Source organism: Carboxylicivirga sp. M1479, from assembly GCF_007097485.1.
Lineage (GTDB): Bacteria > Bacteroidota > Bacteroidia > Bacteroidales > Marinilabiliaceae > Carboxylicivirga.
Window position 1 is genome coordinate 96,958 of record NZ_VKDE01000011.1, and the last position, 19,801, is coordinate 116,758.

The following is a 19,801-nucleotide window of genomic DNA, read 5'->3' on the forward strand; positions in this document are numbered from 1 at the left end:
ATTTATACCGCGTTTAAATTACTGATATTCAGCTAACACTTACATATTTTTTCGTAATTTTCACTACTTATGAGCCCTTCATTAAGAAAACAACTTAGGTAGTAACGGAATATCACATATTATGAAACGTAGAGATTTTTTGAGAACAGGCATTGGCGCCAGTTTATTAAGCGGTGCACTTCCTCTATTTGGAGGTTTGGAAAGTATTAATGGCATGCCAACTACATCATCCTATGATATAGCAGCGGTACGAGGAGGCAATGGAGCAGACATGTTCGACAGAGCCATTGAAGCTATTGGAGGCATGAGCAAATATGTGAAACCTGGGCAAAAAGTAGTTGTTAAGCCTAATATTGGTTGGGATGCTCCTCCTGAAAGAGCCGCGAATACTAACCCTGAGGTTGTAGCTCGCATTGTTAAGCGCTGTAAAGAAGCTGGCGCATCGGAAGTTTACGTTTTTGACAACACCTGTAACAAATGGGACCGTTGCTATCGTAACAGCGGAATTGAAGATGCCGTAAAAGCTGAAGGAGGAAAAATGGTTCCTGGAAACACTGAATCGCTATACAAGGAAGTAGATATACCGAATGGCGTTAGCTTAAAAAAGGCGAAAGTACATAAGATGATATTAGAGTCGGATGTATTTATCAATGTACCTGTAATGAAACACCACAGCAGCACACGCATTTCCTTGGCCATGAAAAACCTAATGGGTGTGGTTTGGGATCGTAAATTCTATCATTCAAATGACCTACACCAATGCATTGCTGATTTCTGCACTTTTAAAAAGCCTGATTTAAACATTATTGATGGTTACAATATGATGACAAAGAATGGCCCAAGAGGTGTATCTGTTGCTGATGTTACTAATCTAAAGGCCTTGATCGCATCTACTGATATTGTAGCTGCCGATGCCGCTGCCACAAAAATGTTTGGTTTACAACCCGATGAAATTGGTCATATTAAAATAGGTCATGAAATGAAACTAGGTAACATGAACCTGGAAGAGCTAAGCATTAGCAAACAAAAGATGGCTTAACGTACAAACATTATCGAATGAATTATAAAAAATTAAAGAAAGCAAGAGTGATCATATCGCTCTTGTTTTTTGCGTTGACAGCGTCATTGTTTTTGGATATTTATGAGCGCTATGCCAATGATACAGTACACGAAATTCTATTTCTACAGTTTGTGCCATCCTTAATGAAATTCATTAGTTCATTGGCAATCGGCGCAATTGGCTTCCTCATCATCATTGCCATAAGTGCATTTGTGGGTCGTTTTTATTGCAGCGCTATTTGTCCTTTGGGAATACTTCAAGATATATTTAGTTGGATTGCCAAAAAACGATCATCTAAAAAGTTTTTTTATAAGAAAAAAAGAGCCTATCCAATACTACGCTATTCGCTCCTTGGCCTTAGTGCTGTTGCCTTGATTTTTTCTTTTTCAAGCATTATAACACTTCTTGATCCTTATAGTAATTTTGGTCGTATTATGACTTATTTACTTAGGCCCATTTTGGTTGTGGCCAATAACGGAATTGCTGCCTTGTTGCAACAGGTAGAAGTATACAGTCTGCATCCTGTAAAATTGGTTATGGCGCCATGGTTCATATTTTTATTAACCCTTGCTACATTCATTACCATTGGGTATATGTCGTACAAACGAGGACGTTTATTTTGTAATACCATTTGCCCCGTGGGAACATTCCTGGGTCTATTCTCGAAAATATCGTTCCTCAAAATCCAATTCGATGTGGATAATTGCACCAAATGCGGCAAGTGCATTGGAGAATGCAAGAGCGAATGCATTGATTTAAAAAACTTTTCCGTGGACCACTCACGTTGTGTTGACTGTTTTAACTGTTTAGCAGTATGTGAAGATTCAGCTCTTAAGCTTAGCACGCCAGGTAGTAAAACAACAACACAAGGCGATAAAAGCAGGAGAAATGCCATTGCAACAGGAGCAGCACTACTAATTGGGCAAAAAGTTTTAGCAGATATAAAACCAAGCAAAGATACCTCCAAGCTAATTGAGGAAAAGCGAGATCATCCAGTTGCACCTCCTGGGGCATTGAGCATAGAAAGGTTTAACGACATTTGCACAGGATGCGGCTTGTGCGTGGCAGCATGCCCTACCCAAGTTCTACAGCCTGCAGTAATGCAATACGGTCTAAAAGGCATGATGCAGCCCCACATGGATTATATTTCATCGGGCTATTGCAACTTCGATTGCAGAGGATGTGGCCAGATATGTCCTACAGGTGCCATTTTACCGATTTCAATTGAAGAAAAGCAGATTACACAACTAGGCAAAGCGGTGTTTGTTAAAGAAAACTGTGTAGTTTATACCGATGGTACAGATTGTGGTGCTTGCTCAGAACATTGCCCTACCAAGGCCGTTAATATGGTGCCATACGAAGGCAATTTACTAATTCCTGAAGTTGATCAATCTATTTGTATTGGTTGTGGGGCTTGTGAGCATCCTTGTCCTTTAGACGCTCCTTATAAGGCTATTTATGTGAATGGAAATGCTGTTCATCAGGCAGCAGAAAAACCAAAAGAAGAAGAGCAGACCACCGCGCCTGTAGAAGAAGACTTTCCGTTTTAAGGATGATAAAAAAGGGATAAAATTTATTTTTCAATAAGTAACAAAGGCAGCTTTCATTCGAAGGCTGCCTTTTATTTATTATGGTCTTATCTTTTGTAGTCGCCTGTTAAGTCGACGTAATTTGAATGTTTCGAAGTAGCGTATTGCTCTTTTGAGAATATCGAAATACAAAGTGATATAAAAGAATACGACACCCAACCAAATCACCAGCATATTAAATATTGGTGTTGGAATCTTCATATTAATGTAGCGTTTTTCAGGAGCATATAAATGCGCGCGCCCCAGAGCCGAAATAGGCTTTTGAAAAATTGGATGTTTCTTTTGGATAATGGCCGTTCCGGTAACAAGCATCTGCCTTAGCTCACGTTTGTTCAGCACCACCTCCTCCAAAGCTTCATTCTGGTAGGTATCCTTAAACTCTAAAAACGCTTCCTTGGAACCATATTGCGCAATAAGCTTATCAAATAGTTGATCTTTTCGGGCTTTCCCCTCTTCATACAACTTTTTACTTTCACTATCTTCATTTTTTAGAAACTCCGACACATGCGTATAAGTATCATCATCGTAAACAGTTGCATCACTTACAGCAAAAGCAATGGCAGGGTATTGAGCCATTTTATGACCAGCCAATTCTAATATCTCAGACCAAAGTAATTGAGACACATCATTCAAGTCTTCCACGTCATCTTCATGCAAATGAAACTTACACGTTTCATTTAAGTCTTCTAACATCGGAATCAACAGGTTGCGATTATAAGAAGCTGTACTAATTTGCCTATCTGTTTCGAAAAATAACTCTTCATAGCTGTTATTCTTAAACTGATTAACAGCCAATGCTTCATAAGACCAGCGCGATGTCATTAAATCGCCTATCCGCGGCACATATTGCTCCGATGCAATGGTTTTATGTAATTTATCGAAATTGACAATTACACCACTAAAAAGTAGTTGAGGCACCAGAATAAGTGGAATGAGCACGTAAATAGCCACTACTGAATTTAAACCACTACTAATATTAAGTCCAACCATATTGGCAAAACAAGCCGTACTAAAAAGGATTAACCAATAACTTAATGTCAGATCTTTAATCTCCAATATATAATTACCAATTAACACAAAACTGAGGGTTTGAATGGCTGAAATTCCAAACAACACCACAATCTTACTATTGAGATAACTAAAGCGACTTAAGTTCAGAAATGATTCTCGTTGCAAGAGTCGACGATCCTTAAAAATTTCCTCAGCACTAACAATGAGCCCTAAAAACAGTGCCACCACAACTGCCATAAACAAATAGGCGGGTATATTCACATTTTTGGCAAACACATAGGCATTATCATCAATACCATTGCCACTAATGTACTTGGTGAAAAAACCTAAAATAAGCGCCAAAATAGGGGCCTGCATCATATTTATCATCAAATATTGCTTATCCTTAAGCTTTGATAGCATATCACGTAAAAAGTAGATGATAAATTGCTGCGAACGACCAGGGATATTATATAAGTTAGCAGGCAACTTTTCCCGCTTACTATTGTGCTTGGGATCTTTCCATTCGAATTTTGTCTCAAAATTCTCAAGATAATGCTCGTACCATTCTTCGGGCGATACCTTACGCTGACGAATAAATTTACCATTTGGATTTACCATACGAGCTTCAATTATCTGCAGTGGCTGTTCGGTTTGAACATTACCACACACATAACACTCTTTCTCTTCTGGATTTACATACGAGGCCTTTTGCTTAAAATAGGTGATGGCATCCATGGGATTGCCATTGTAAATAATACGCCCACCTTTATCAATTAATAAAAGTTTATCAATGAGCTTGTATAAATCACTACTTGGCTGATGGATGTTGATAAATACCAACTTACCTTTTAATGTTTGTCGTTTCAACAACAGCATTACCTTTTCCGAGTCCATGGATGAAAGACCTGAAGTAGGTTCATCTACAAACAGTACTGATGGCTCACGAATTAGCTCCAAGGCAATGTTCAAACGCTTGCGCTGTCCACCACTCAATATTTTATTCAAAGGCGAGCCCACTACCAAGTCGCGTGCTTCTACCAAATCAAAATCATTAAGGGCCTGCTCAACCTTTGAAGTTAACTCTTCCTTATCAAAATGGCTAAAACATAGGCGCGCATTGAAGTAGAGGTTTTCAAAAACTGTTAATTCTTCTTTCAACAGGTCATCCTGTGGCACATAACCGATCACACCTTGCAGTGCTTCAGCATCCTCGTGCAAATCAAAGCCATTGATATGAATACGGCCTGAATCATTCTTCAGATTACCGTTAAGCACATTGAGCAAAGTTGACTTACCCGTTCCGCTACCTCCCATAACAGCCACTAACTGACCTGAGCGGCCTGAGAAACTAAAGGGATGTACACCTAACTGGTTATTCGAAAACTTGTAAGATATATCTAAGGCACGGTATAATATACGAGCACGCCCTGCACGTGTAATAAAATTCTCGGCTACCCTGCCATAATAAACAGGAGGCATACGCGAAGTTTTTATCACCGCTCCAGGACGAAGCGCCATTATCCTATTCTGCTGAATGATGTGACCATTCAGGTATAAATTTCGATTACCAGAATATTTAAAAAACAGGAAGTTTATGGCTTTTATATGTAACACCCACACATATACCTCTTGCTTTAGGTTAAAGATGTGCTTAATATCTTCGTGTGGTTTTTCTTTTTGTCCACTAATGAGTAATATTTGCTCCTTGTTCTCAACCTCCAATGGATGCATCAAAGCAAAGGTTCGTAGATTAGCGTAATCCTCCTCTTCCAAATGCAGTTCTTTGGCTAAGGTATCAGTAAACAACTGCTCCTCATCCGAAACTTGTTCATCTCTAATGATGAAGTTAAGCATCAGTCCAACCAAAGCATATTTGGTAATCTGCTCAAGCTCAAGGTTTAACTCATTACAAATTTTCTTCAGTTGATCAAGATTATGAATCGTTTGCTGATCTCGTTCATCCTGATCCTGACTATATGAAAGTTTGTGATATTCTGCCACATAATGCTCGTATCGCTCAATCGCATCCTCCACAAAATCCTTACTTAAATTTCGCAGCAGGAAGTTCTTGACCTCAATAGAGCCATCACCCGTCTTTTGCTCCTCCTGTTGGTCGGTAAGAAGAGCAAATATTTGCATCAGAGCATCCAGAAATAGTTCACTCATCGTTTTTTAAAATAGGTTGGTTTGAAAGATAGTAAATTTTATGGCCACATATAAAAAAAGGGAAACCATAATGGCTTCCCTTATATGATGTTTTGAAAAATATACTTACGAAACGTACTTATCGCGAAGAACAGCAACGTTTTTCTCGATAGCATCTAACTGCTCAATTGTGATACTACCTGTATCAATGCTGTTATAAATTTCCTGAAGAATTTTTAAATCATCAATAGTTGATTTAACATCTTCCTTGCTGGCGTGTACTTCCAACATGGTCATTAAAGTATTCAATGGATCTTTCTGATTCATGATGATTGCCACCATCTCTTTGTTACTGAATGTTTGATCAGAAATATGACAAGCAATGTAAAGAGCTTCAACCCAGCTACCTGCAATTACTAACAAAGAAACAGAACTTCTGTCATTCTTATTTAAATACTCATACGTGTTGTAGAAAGTATTAGAAATAACTTTTACTAATTCATCTTTATTATCAAGGTTATTTTCAATCGCTTGCAACAACTCTTTATCCAAGGCAGGAGAAATATCCAATTTGTCGATTAAGGATTTTGAAGCATTCATAAAATCCAAAGTCTCTTGCTGCTGACGATAAGTACTGGCATAACTTAAGTCAGCACTATAAATACCAAGGTTAATAGCTTGTGCTTTTTCGCTTAAGTATTTATCAACGTTTGTTGCAGGATTAGATAAAGAAAGAATATAAGCAGCTTCGATGCGGTTAAGCATTTCTGTTACCTCAAATGATGTTGGAAGCGGGTAAACAAACTCTCTTACTTCCTTTTCAACATTTTCTTTTTTGATTTCAGGCGCTTTGTCCTTTTTTGATTTTTTACTGTTACAAGCCGTTAACAACATTACAGCGGCAACAACAAAAGATGCTATTCGAATAGTGCTTTTCATCTGATTATAGTTTTACGTTTTTGACAAACAAAACTCTCATAGAATTTTATGTGTCTAAAATTTTGGTTTCTCTTGGCATTTAATAATCCTGAACCAACCAGGATGGAACTAATAGAATCATTTACATGACAAATATTTAGTTCTTTTGTTTCTTCAGGTCAAAAATAATTGAAACAAATATAATTGATTTTAAAAATAAATTATTGAGCCTCGCCTATAATTTAACGGATAAATTGCTTTTTGAGTGATATTTGATGATTGCATGATGGTTTTCATCCATTATCAACAACAATTGACGAAATAAAAGCCAATACACGCCAAGCAATCAAATTAACAAAAAGATCAACTACTTTTGAACCTTATACAACCATTATCGTTTATGTTTGACTTGATACTGTTTTGGACAGATGGCAGAATCAGAATGTTGTATTAAATTAATTGATTTTGAGTCTTTTTCATAGAAGATTCGGATGTTACCAACTTTAAAAAATTACCAATGAAAGGTATTTTATTGGCAACAACAACTGCCGTGCTCTGGGGCATGCTTGCCATTGCATTAAAAGTAGCCCTTAATTACTTTGATTCATACACCATTGTGTGGTTTCGATTTTTATTGGCCACTCTGATTTTAATTGGCTATTATGCCTTTAAAAAACCCCAATTATTAAAGGTGTATAAAAAACCACCTTTATTAATGATGTTAGGTGCTGTACTTTTAGCAGGCAACTACATTGGCTATATGCAAGGGATTCATTACGCAGGACCTGCCGCCACACAAATTATTATACAAACAGGACCAGTGATGCTGGGTATACTCGGCTTTACCATTTTTAAAGAAAAGCTAACTTTGGGTAGGGCTATTGGTTTTGGCGTGGCTACCATTGGTTTTTTAGTGTTTTACTATAACCAAATTAATGAGTTGATGGCACAAAAAGACGCTATCAATAGTGGTATTCTTTGGACATTAGGAGCTGCTTCGAGCTGGGCAGGCTACGCCTTTGTTAATAAAAAACTGGTACAGAAATACCATCCTCAGCAAATCAACCTGATTATTTTTGGTTTGCCCATACTACTGTTTTTACCCACCGTTAGTTTCGAAAGCTTTACCTATTCATACGATTGGTGGGTATGGTTACTCATGTTTGCTTTGGGTTTGAATACTGTAGTAGCCTATGGTACTTTATCGGCGGCTTTTAAGCATACTGAAGCTATTAAAATTAGCATTGTCATCATCATGAATCCAATTATTACCTTTGTTTTGCTCGAAGTTTTATTGGCTCTTAATGTGAATTGGTTTCCGATTAATAAAGTATCAACTATGGCTTACATAGGTGCCTTATTAGTTTTGATTGGCACAGTACTGGCAATAGGCCTTGCACAGAAAAAGAAAGCATAAGTATCAATTACAGAAACATTGCAGTATTTAAAGCTTGGGTATAAATTATCCAAGCTTTTCTTTATAGAAATTGCACGCTAGCGCAAGCTATTTTATCGCCCTCGACGCCGAATTAATACAATACCATATTCCTTATCAATAAACTGAAAATATTGATAAAGAGTGAAGTTAAAATCAAGCCCATAATCAACAGTTTGATCATAGGGTATGTTAGTCTCATAGAAGTCACCATAACGTAAAGGGTCTGAATGACGAATGTTCCATTCGACACAATAACGGTAATTCCAATTGGCATAGTAATCGTTGGAATAGTAACTTTTAGGATAGGGCTGCGAGACAAGAAAGGACTCAAAACGAGCATCAAATACGACTAATTCGTACTCTGTAGAGTCAATACTTTCAACATTCACTTTTTGGGAGGGCTCAGGATCACTTACTGTCGCTTTTTGCGAACTACAGGCAAAAAGCAAGCAGGATAAAACGAATATGATTAGAAAACTCTTCATAATAAGGAGGATTAATTACTACTCTACAAGTTACACAATTTTCGAGCCATAAGATGATGTATTTTTCCACTCATTCATCCAATGGTTAAAAATACTTAAGAGCCTGATAACATAGATACAAAGCAAGTCTGGAAGACTGGGGTGACTTTCAGTTTTACTTTCAAATCCAATCGTTAAAAAGTGTTTTATTTCAGATTTGTTTTAAATACGAACAATCTTCTTAATAATCATTAATAAACGCTTGTATCCATCCATATTTTTCTATTTTTGCAGCCATTCAATAAAGAAAAATATCTATAAATATATAATGTCATGAGTTATAAAGCGATATCGGCAGAAGAGGCTGTAAAAGTGATTAAAACGGGCGACCGTATTCACCTTAGTAGTGTGGCTGTAACACCACATAAATTAATTAAGGCAATGGTTGACCGTGGCCGTAACAAAGAATTTTATGATGTAAAAATTCAGCATATTCACATTGAGGATAAAGTAGATTTCGCTGATCCTGAGTTTGAAGGTGTATTTGTATCGGAGCAATTCTTCGTTGGTGGAAACTTACGTAAGCAAACTCAAGCTGGTTATGCCGACTACATTCCTGTGTTTTTGAGCGAAACTCAGAAGCTAATGCGAGAAGGTGTATTAAAGGTAAATGTAGCCATGATTATGTGTTCTACTCCTGACAAACACGGTTATGTTTCTTTAGGTACATCAGTTGACGCTACGCGTGCTGCTGTTGAATGTGCCGATATTGTGATTGCTGCTGTTAACCCTAACGTACCACGTGCATGGGGTGATGCTATCTTCCACATGGATGAGATAGATTACTTTGTTGAGGACAACAGCCCGCTTTACACACACGACATGGGAGCTTTAACAGAGATTGATACAGCTATTGGTAAGAACGTAGCTGAATTAATCGAAGATGGTGCATGTTTACAAATGGGTATTGGCGGTATTCCTAACGCTGTATTAGCACAGTTAGGTAACCACAAAGACTTAGGTGTACACACTGAGATGTTTGCCGATGGTATTCTTCCTTTGGTTGAAAAAGGAATTGTAAACGGTAAACGTAAGCAGATTGACCAAGGTAAAATGGTGGCTTCATTCTTAATGGGATCACAGAAACTTTACGACTTTATTGATGATAACCCAATGGTTGCGATGATGGATGTGCGTCACACTAACAGTGTAAACGTTATTCGTCAAAACGACAAAGTAACTGCTATCAACTCAGCCTTAGCCATTGATATCACTGGTCAGGTTTGTGCCGATTCAATTGGTACAACTCACTATTCAGGTGTAGGTGGTCAGATTGACTTCATCCGTGGTGCTGGTTATTCAAATGGTGGTTTACCTATTATTGCTATGCCATCGGTAACAGCTAAGGGATTATCTAAAATTGCTCCTACCTTAATGGAAGGATCAGGCGTTGTAACAACACGTGCTAACATGCACTGGTTTGTAACAGAGCATGGAGCAGTTAACTTGTATGGTAAAACAATGCAAGAGCGTGCTAAGCTAATTATGTCAGTTGCTCATCCTGATCACCAGGAACTGCTTGACAAAGCAGCATTCGAACGTTTTGGCTCTCACTTCCACTATGTGAATCCAAACATTTAATAGACCAGACTATTAAATATATATACAAGGGGTCATCCGTTATGGATGACTCTTTTTTTGTGCTTAAATAACGTGGTTGTCTTGGCATTTGGGTCAGGTGATGACTTATAAAAACAGAAAGAGGCCGACCTAACACTAAAACCGACCTCTCCCACTTATCACACACTACTTAATAACCTGAGTTCGGTGAAAATTTAAGAGCTCAGATTTCATTAAATGATTGATATACAATCTAAATTTTTGAGGCATAGTAAACTATGGCGATTAAATTTAGGGCAGTAGATCGATTATTTAATGAAAAGATTAATGTATCCACTTATAAACATCGGTTTTCTGCGTCATATTCGTTCGACATAGCCCGCTATGCCTTCACAAATAGTCCTTAAAACTCAATATTTATAAGCGATCTGAGCAATAAATTTTACGTCGAACTCAGGTTAATAAATTACTATATCCCTTACGATCACACCTGGGTCGAGTAGATAAAGGCGCAAAGTCACTTTATCATCATCCTTTGACTGGTAATTGATTTTTCTTTTTGTAAAACCACGTATCACATTATCCTGCCATTCAGCCGTAAATTCATCAGCTTGTACATCGTAAAAAATCGACTCTTCGTTGTTCACTGATACGGCATAGCGTACACCTCTCCCCTCATGAATGCGTTGGGTAGGTAAAGTGCGTATTTCAATGTGAGATGATCCTTTGGGCCAATTCATCTCATATTCTACCCAAGCAGCATCACTCAATTGCTTATTGGTCAAAGATGGTGCAGTAAAGGGCAGGGTAGATACTCCTACACCCATTCCTAATCCTTTCACCTTGCTAATATGACTATGCGCGCCTTTGCCTTTTCGAACGAAGTTCTGTGCAGGTATCTGCTGCTTATAAACTTGGCGGATTGGCGGATAATAACCTATGTGAATACCTGCAATATTCAACAAGGAATCGGGCAAACTCAGTTGTAATGTATTTTGCCCCTTAACGATGTTAAAATTGCCCATCTCATACCATATGGGAGCAGCAACTTGTGTGTGCCATATATTTCCGATGTGCTTTAAAGGTAGCCTTAGCATTTGCTCATTAATTGCAAGCGAGTAGGATGGTTCATAGGTCGTTGGAATCGTCGCAAAAATCCAAATTGGTAATTGCCCCGCTTTTTCCGATTGCCATTGATAGGTGCCATGTATTTCTTCGTTGCCCAGCTTGTGAGTATTCATCAGAACCTCATCCTTTATCGTAAGAGGTGCTTCCAAACGAATGGCCTTTAAATCTATCGTATGGGCATTTGGCGAAGCTTCAACTTTCTCTAACAACTCTTCTGTTGCTATGGATGGCATTTTAGCTGTCATCCATGGATTCCATTTCATGATATGTTTCCATTTACCACCCGCATTCACATGGTTGTAGTAGTTTGTAATGCTATCGAGCTGATCATGACAAACAAGTGCTTTTTCGCCATCAAGCAATGCACTCCGATCCTTTTGTGATGCTTTAATCAAGCTACGTCGCGCTAACAGGTTGCGTTCATTCATCCAACGACAACCTAAAATAGGGTATTCGACTAATTGATAGTAAGCACTCATTAATGACTCGGGCAATTGAGCTTTTAACTCTATCGCCTTTTGAGATAATATGCGGTAGCGTTCAATACGCTCATTCAACTCCTGCATCGAATAATCCAATCGGTAGCTATGCTCAGGTTTTCCTGCTGCAGCTAATACATAATATTCTTCCATTAGCTCTGCAATACCTTTAGCTGCAGGGCTTCCAAATGTTCGTTCAGCCCATTCTAAAGTAAACAAATGAGCATTATCCGGCGTCCACTTGTTAATGTCCCAAGCCATCTCCAGTGCCATGGTCATTTCTTTTTCGTGTGGTTTGATATCCCCGATGTTGAACATCCAAATACGATCAGCCCCATATTCGTATGCTTTGGTCATTTCATAAGCTATAAGACTGGGTGATATAGTATTGAGCCACAAATAAGCTTCGGGCGTACCAAGCAATGATAAGTGATAATACACGCCTGAGCCACCACTTCGCTGCTGCTCCTCTGGCGTGCACAACTGGCGGGTATAGCCATGGTTATCATCAGCCCACAGCAAAGTAACATCATCGGGCACTTCTAAGCCATTTTGATAGGTAACCAGCACCTCTTTATAGGTACACAATACTTGAGGAATATCTTCAATTTCTTCGTCAATACTAATTGCCAATAACTGACGCTGTTTATCGATGGCTTGCTGGGTGATCTCCACCATTTCCTCCACACTTTCGGCTCCCTCCATTTCAATATCTTCGGTGCCGCGCATGCCCAATGTAAAGGTGTTTTCATAATTTTTGGTGAGCTCTATTCGGTCGGTCCAGAAAGCATTAATGGTATCGGCATTAATTTTATAATTCCAAGGCCCCTTTTTCTTTACATCCCACTCGGTCATGGTGTTACAATGCATTTGCTCGCAGTGCGAAGTCCCAATCACAATGCCATAGTTATCGGCTACAACAGGGTTCTCTGGGTAATAATAAAAAGGCTTGGTGCAGGCATGCATCGCTGGCCAACAGTAATTGGCTTTTAATCGCAGTAAAAGTTCAAAAACACGGGCATATGTTTTCGGGCCGATGTCTTTAATATCTGTCTCATAAGTTTTGCGGGCCCACACATTTAATCCACCAAAGCCTTCATCGTTAATAAAAATGCCACGATACTTAACCGATGGTGACTTTTGGATGTAGTTTTTAGCAATTACATGTATTTCATCTTTTTTATTGGGCACAACATCCGCCCACCAATACCAAGGCGAAACTCCCATTGTTTCGGAAATTGTAAACACACCATAGGCGGTACCTCTTCGATCACTGCCAGCAATAACCATCGCTTTTTTAATCCCTGGCAATGGCTGGTCAAGCACATCAATGAGGTACGATTCCCATTGCCCTTCAATTGCTTCGACATTAAGCTTCTTCTTTTCAATCAGCTCATCAATCAAAGCACTTTTTCCAATTGTACCAATTATAAGTACATACTCAGATGAGGGTGTATTAGTAAAATGAATATCGGGCTCTTGACCAGTTAATAATTTAACATCATCAGAAAAATGACGAACTGCTGTTTTCACAACAGCATAATCGGAAGAATCTATAATAAGCGAAGCTTCCTGACGCTCCCCTACTAATGGGAAAGTACTGCTTGATGCTTTTTCTAGAACACTTAATTGAGATGCTGGCTGACTGCAGCTTATCAGCATGGTAAGTAAACTAACAATAATAGAAAAAATGAACTTGCTCATGGTTTGATTAGTTATATGAAAACTTCGTTAACAGATGAGATGCAGGTTTTAATATGCGTGAAAAAGGTGTCGAATATATTGTGCTACTACGCTAAGCTAATTTGATTGTTAATATTCATATCGACTGTAACGAGAGAGCCCACTTACACTACGAACACCCTCTTCAACACTTCTTAAAAAAACTGCAATAAAACCTAAACCTTATTTATTCCATGGCCGACTCGCGCAATGACTTCTGCAGCAAGGCCTCAGGACCGATTCCACAAAAGGTATTGGCCGAACCCAAATCTTTAACACGCCCACTCATAAAGTCGCTGTACCAATCCATCCATGGGTAGGTATAATGGTATTTTTCAGCGGCATGCAATACCAGGCCATCGTCGCCTTTTTCTGGCAAGCGCTCACCTCTGTTTTGATAATATGTTTCGCCCACTGTGTGCAGCCATTCATGCACCCACACACCTGGATCATTCTCTTTGTACCAATTGATGTTCTCATTCAAATCATCACCAGCATTAAACTTTATGGTGATATAGCCTGTCTTAATCGGATCGTTCAAAGGGTCGGTCCATGCCAAACCAAAGTAGGAACTTTGAAAGCTACAGTCACCCTCTGATTCGCGCCAAAAAACAAATACGGCATCGTAATTACCAGCTTTTACTTCGGGCAATAACTCAACAATTGACTCGGGTTCTAAGGTAAACCAGGTATTGCTTGCCTTGTGCAGTTCAATAGGCGTTTGAATATCTTTTCGCTCTACTTCCCATTTCATGGTATTGTAGGACATGGGGTGAAATTGATTATCGATACTCCATTGGAAAAAGTCGAATCCTGCATCCAATTCATCCTTACTAAAGCGTGAACTACAACGTCCTTTAGCACTCATTCCCGTTACCTCGTGAACACCAAGCCAAAGCGCTTTCCAAACTTTTGGTTCTGGTGCATCGTTTGGTGTAAACTCAATATCTGTATCCTCAGTAACATTGACTTCTCTACGCAAGTATTGGCGTGATTCATCGGTAGCTACAGCAAACACATGATCCCCTTTGCTCACCTTTAGCTCAGCGGGAGTTGTGTAACCTGTGTATTGTCCATTGAGATAGACATGCCCCTTTTCGGTCGCCGTAATGGTGATGCTTGGTAGCGTGTCTTTTTTATTGCTGCCTGAATCACAAGCTTGTAAAGCAATTGTCAGTAGTAAAATTCCTAGTATCTGTTTCATATGTTTAAAAACTAGTATCAAGATTCAAGTATCAAGACACAAGACTGACTTGCAGAACATTTACAAGGGTTCTTTAGTCATAGCCCTGCGTGTTTAAAGCTTAATCATGATGGATTCATGTGTTTAAATTTATTTTCATTTGTCAGTTGCAACTCGCCAAAGTTAGATTTGCTCCTGTGTGAGAAACTATCTTCATGGCTCGGTTCTATTCTCTACATTTGTATTACATATTGGCGTAACAACATCAATATGGCTTTATAAATAGTATGCACTATAGGCATTTTGATTAGTATGGTATGACAAGCCTGTCTGTCGACGGGCATTATTATTACCGATAAGTATTTCGCGACCCAATTGGGTCACACAATGCGACCCAACTGGGTTATGATGTATGACCCAACTGGGTTATGGTACCTGACCCAACTGGGTCGGATTAAGTGCGTGGTAACACCAACCATATTTCATAAGGCGCTGATATAACGCAATACGATCCCACTTCCGACATAAGCAGTAGCACAATGCTACTACCCTGTCGAAATATGATTTACTTTAAACTTTAGTTATGATATTATACCGATTTAATATCGAAATGAGTCTTTGCTTCGCATACTCCCAAAGACTTTTTCGTTTATTAGCGGCATTAACGATTGCAATTTCAAAGTTTCACTTAAAGCTCACTTTGAAATGCAATTGCTATTATTTAATCGGACGTAAAATAGCGGCAAAACCACCACCTTTGGCCAACTGTAGCGTTAGCTTATCCGTTTGATTAACTTTTATGGTTTCAGCCTTGTAATCCTGTGCATATTTATTGGCATTTACTCCATCCTTAAACAGCTCCAGCTCAAAGGTTCCTTCGGGTAAAAATGAGAAATCTAATTCCATGGTTCTCTCTTCCCAATTGGTCATGCCACCAACATACCAATTTTCACCATTTTGCCTGGCCATAGCAACATACTCTCCAACACGCGCTTCTAAAGCAATAGTCTTATCCCAAACACTTGGCATTTGAGAAATAAATCGTGTACACTCTTCTTCTTGGTAGTAATTTGATGGATTATCACACATCATTTGCAGACCACTTTCAAATATTACATACATCGCCATTTGATGACAGCGTGTTCCCATACTCATTGGACGACTAAACGCTATGTTAAAATGCTCTTCTTGCGTATTAATCATGGCTCCTGGTGTGTAATCCATTGGTCCTACTGCCATGCGAATAAATGGCAGCGTAGTATTATGACCAGGTGTTATTTCCTCACTCCATTTATTATTCTCGTTACCTTTAACTCCTTCGTAACTGATAACATTTGGATAAGCCCTACGAAGACCGTTTGGTTTATACGAACCATGGTAATCAACCAGTAACTGACGCTCGGCACATTCAAGGGCAATTTGCTCGTATGAGTTAACCATGTATTGATCGGCACGCTGCATAAAATCAACCTTAATTCCCTTGGCACCCCAATTGGCATAAGTATCTAATATCTGGTCCATGTTTTCATCTAAGGGTTTCCATAAACACCACAAAATGATACCAACACCTTTCTCTTCGCCATAACGTATCAGTTCTTTCACATCCATATCGGGATTAAAATCAAGAATTTCAGTGGTTGATTTAGTCCATCCTTCATCGAGTATGACATATTCAACATCATACTCGGAAGCAAAATCAATAAAATATTTATAGGTCGCGGTATTAAGTCCAGATTCAAAATCAACGCCATAGATGTTATTGTCATTCCACCAATCCCAGGCTACTTTACCTGGTTTAATCCAATCCGTATCCTTCAATTTAAGTGGGTCTGAAAGTTGCATCACCATATCTTGCTCCAGCAATGTTTTATCATCATTGGTAATTACAAATAGTCGCCACGGAAAGGTTCTTTTTCCTTTGGTTTTAGCAATATAATCGTGCTCTTGCGTGATGATGACATTACGGTCGACCCTTGCCCCTGGTTGAGGTATGGTTTCTTTAACCGCTTTAGGAAACTTGGAAACAAACTGTCTTTTTCCTGCAGACTCTAAAAACAGGTTTGGATAATCATAAACATTAGCCTCTGAGAAAAGTACACGAACTTTTTCACTATCCTGATTAAACAAAACAGGTAAGGAGCAAAAATCACCTGTAGGAATAGAGTCGGCATTTAAATGCAAGTAGTTACGTTCGTAATGCGAGTAAGTGGAAACTTCTTTGGGGAAGTATGAGCTGGAACCATCGGGTAAAACAATATCCAATACCTCATTATCTACTTCGACATCACCTCGCATTGACGTATGGAATCGATATGCCACACCTTCGTTATACAACCTGAAATGAAGTCCAAAGCCACTTTTAAAAGATAATTGCAACTCTTTATAACGATTAGCTACCTCTCGATTTTTTAATGGCACAACAACAGTAAACTGCTCATTTTTTTCAACGATCTTATTTGATTTAAGTTGAGACGACTGAGCCAATTGCTTACCATTAATCGACATATCTATAATAACCTCTGGCAAAACTATTTGATTATTCTTTTCTACCGACCAGCTAATGTGATTTCCCACATTGACAGTCAATACTGTATTACCATCTAATGAGGTCACTTTTATTTCCTCTGCAGCAGACAGGTGCAGCAGGCTATTACAAAACAGCAGTGCTAAAAGATACTTTGTTATTCTCTTCATCATCATATTATTACTGATATTATAATTTAACCGAAAGTTCACCACCGTTTAATACTGACTTCTTGAATAAGGTTTTTCCGCTGGCATTGCGAATAATTACCTGTACTTTCTTATTCTTTTTAATTATTTCAAGGTCAAAATCCTCACCAAAGCCATGTACACTTTTCATGTTCATATAATCCCAATCTTCTGGCAATTGTGGGGTGATGGTAAATGAATTAAATCCTGTTGGACGAATGCCAAATAAGCCTTCAATAAATACACGACAGTACAAGGCACTCTCGGCCGATAAATGACGCTGGTCATTCTCGGGATATGCTTCCACTGGATAGGGAACGCGATCTCCAAGCAAACGACGGTTTGAATAATACTTTAAAAATTCTAGTCCGCGTTTAGTTTCTCCCGCAGCAAATACTCCTCTTAAACCATACAAGGTAGAGCGATCCCAGAATGTTTTATCACCAGCCTCAGTTGCTAAACCATCAGCGGTCCATAAATCAGGTGAAAACAAGGCGTTGGTCGTTGCTTCTTTACGGTCATAAATACCTACTGTTAATGGGATACAGATCCAAGCTCTTAAAACATCATTCCCCTCGTAATACCTGTAAGTATCAAATCCCATTACATTGGCACCAAAATGTTGCTCTATGTTAAGCTTTAGCTCTTTCGCCTGTGAGCTATAATCGTCCGCCTTTTCGTTGCCCATGCCTAATTCATGACATAAATACGAAGCAGAAACCAAGGCATCGTAATAAAGAGACGATGTACATAAGTTAGCATCACCAGCTGGGAAGCGCCCCTCCAACTCATCAGAATCAGAATTTACCACACCATTATCATTGATTTTACGGCGGCTAAACTCAAGGCACCACTCTATCAAAGGCCACAACTCCTGCGCTACAGCCTTATCGCTATAAGTTAAAGCGAAACGTGCTGCTCCATAGGCAATCATAGCGGCATCTCCCCTGTCACCAGCACCATCCCAAAAACTAATGCCCTCGGCAATAATCGATGATGGAATGGGTTTATACTCATCATTCATAAAACGAGCGAAATGACGATAGGAGTTAATAGCCGATTCATTGCCGTAATCGTAGCCCTGAAATGGAAAGAAAGGATTGATATACTCAGCCTGGTCATTGGCCCAAATGGCTGCATAATAGTTCAAACCTCCTGGACCGTGCATGGGACCACCTTTTGTTTGATAAATACTTTCATTAGCTCTTATTTTGGCAAAAGCAAAAGCTGTGTTTAAGGTGTTATCCGGCGTTTCTAATATCAGGTTGTCCCATAGTTCACTCACAAAAGAATCTCTTTTTATCAACTCTTGTTCAACGTCGATATCCAATGCCTTTTCGTTTTGCTTTTGTGCTGTGATGGTCACATAAAAAACAATGGACTCGCCAGCAGCAATCTTCTTTGAACCAGTATTGATTGTTTGGTAACGCACAACATAAGGACCTTCGACTGTTCTCTCAGCATGTGCAACCAACTGCTTGCTAAGCTCAGGAATTTCAACAAATACATCTTCAGCACCTGGATTACTTAGTACATATTTTTCGCAAAAAGCAGGCTGATCGTAGGATACAAAGTGTGTACTTTCAAGCTGCAAATTTAAAACGGGCTTGGTTCGAAAGTAATTAAACTGAAGCTCTCGGCGCACTGTTAGTTTGCCATCGTGCTGCACCTCGTGGGTCAGCTCTTGCGTAGGCCTACGCCCTTCTATGTGCAAGCCTTTGACTATATCATCATTAATGGTGCGAAGTAAGCCGCCTCTTGTTTGGTTAGGAATAATGCGCAACATGGGCCAAACAAGTTCCCGACCAATACTGAAACTATTATCTGCATTAACCCCGTATTTTACTACCGCAGAGATATACTTACCACTCATTTCTATATCATCATGGTGCGGTAAATTTGAATCCTTTACCGACCATTTGATGCTTCCATCATCATTTATTTCCCAAATATTTTTATCTGTTTGTCCAATAGAACTTATGCTAATGGCCAACAATACAATTAAGAAGAGATTTTTCATATGATTATATTTACTTTCATTTACCATATGGAACTCTCAAGTAAATTTTATCATCCTCCTGTGTGAAAATTTGGATGCTAAATTTCATGATCGTTTCATGTGTTTATATTTTGTTTTTTATTGTCACTACTTATCCCGATTTATCGGGATGGAACTCGCCAAAATTAATCTTACTCCTGTGTGAGAATCGATCCTCATGGCTCGTTTCATATACTCTAATTAATTACAAGTTTTTAAGCCACTTTATTAGTGGAGCTATTAATATTTTTCTCTCTCGGATCAAGACATATATAATCCTGACGATATGGTGTTTTGTTTTTAATGACGCTG

At 38.8% G+C, this 19,801-nt stretch carries 11 protein-coding genes; 4 read left to right on the top strand and 7 right to left on the bottom strand.

All coding sequences use genetic code 11. The features are described 5' to 3' along the window. Positions 1–121 precede the first annotated feature (121 nt). Entirely contained in the window at positions 122–1,039 is a 918-nt protein-coding gene (locus FNN09_RS08680; RefSeq protein WP_143301540.1) for a DUF362 domain-containing protein, read from the top strand. Between the two features lie 17 nt (positions 1,040–1,056). After that, a complete protein-coding gene (locus FNN09_RS08685) occupies positions 1,057–2,610 on the top strand; it encodes a 4Fe-4S binding protein (protein WP_143301542.1) in 1,554 nt (517 codons plus the stop codon). Positions 2,611–2,688: 78 nt separating this feature from the next. Here the strand turns inward: FNN09_RS08685 and FNN09_RS08690 are convergent, their stop codons facing one another. Further along, entirely contained in the window at positions 2,689–5,808 is a 3,120-nt protein-coding gene (locus FNN09_RS08690; RefSeq protein WP_143301544.1) for an ATP-binding cassette domain-containing protein, read from the bottom strand. A gap of 105 nt (positions 5,809–5,913) precedes the next feature. Next, positions 5,914–6,726, bottom strand: coding sequence for a hypothetical protein (locus FNN09_RS08695; protein ID WP_143301546.1), 813 nt, complete (start codon positions 6,724–6,726; stop codon positions 5,914–5,916). Positions 6,727–7,222: 496 nt separating this feature from the next. On the opposite strand from FNN09_RS08695, the gene FNN09_RS08700 reads away from it, so the two are divergent. Continuing rightward, entirely contained in the window at positions 7,223–8,122 is a 900-nt protein-coding gene (locus FNN09_RS08700) for a DMT family transporter (protein ID WP_143301548.1), read from the top strand. A gap of 92 nt (positions 8,123–8,214) precedes the next feature. On the opposite strand, the gene FNN09_RS08705 is transcribed toward FNN09_RS08700, so the two are convergent. Beyond that, positions 8,215–8,628, bottom strand: coding sequence for a DUF6146 family protein (locus tag FNN09_RS08705; RefSeq protein ID WP_143301550.1), 414 nt, complete (start codon positions 8,626–8,628; stop codon positions 8,215–8,217). 312 nt (positions 8,629–8,940) lie between these two features. Here FNN09_RS08705 and FNN09_RS08710 point away from each other — a divergent pair, with 312 nt between their 5' ends. Further along, positions 8,941–10,248 carry an acetyl-CoA hydrolase/transferase family protein gene (locus FNN09_RS08710; protein ID WP_143301552.1) on the top strand — a complete coding sequence of 436 codons (1,308 nt, stop codon included), beginning with the start codon at positions 8,941–8,943 and terminating at the stop codon, positions 10,246–10,248. 437 nt (positions 10,249–10,685) lie between these two features. Here the strand turns inward: FNN09_RS08710 and FNN09_RS08715 are convergent, their stop codons facing one another. The 4 genes from FNN09_RS08715 to FNN09_RS08730 all read right to left on the bottom strand — a co-directional run bounded on the left by FNN09_RS08715 (position 10,686) and on the right by FNN09_RS08730 (position 19,471). Further along, on the bottom strand, positions 10,686–13,538 hold the full coding sequence (locus FNN09_RS08715) for a glycosyl hydrolase 115 family protein (protein WP_143301554.1): 2,853 nt from the start codon (positions 13,536–13,538) through the stop codon (positions 10,686–10,688). 205 nt (positions 13,539–13,743) lie between these two features. Continuing rightward, entirely contained in the window at positions 13,744–14,760 is a 1,017-nt protein-coding gene (locus FNN09_RS08720) for a PEGA domain-containing protein (protein WP_143301556.1), read from the bottom strand. Between the two features lie 696 nt (positions 14,761–15,456). Further along, a complete protein-coding gene (locus tag FNN09_RS08725; protein WP_221932460.1) occupies positions 15,457–17,433 on the bottom strand; it encodes a glycoside hydrolase family 97 protein in 1,977 nt (658 codons plus the stop codon). Positions 17,434–17,452: 19 nt separating this feature from the next. After that, the gene (locus FNN09_RS08730) at positions 17,453–19,471 is read right to left on the bottom strand and encodes a hypothetical protein (protein WP_143301560.1); all 2,019 of its coding nucleotides are present in this window, start codon (positions 19,469–19,471) and stop codon (positions 17,453–17,455) included. Positions 19,472–19,801 lie beyond the last annotated feature (330 nt).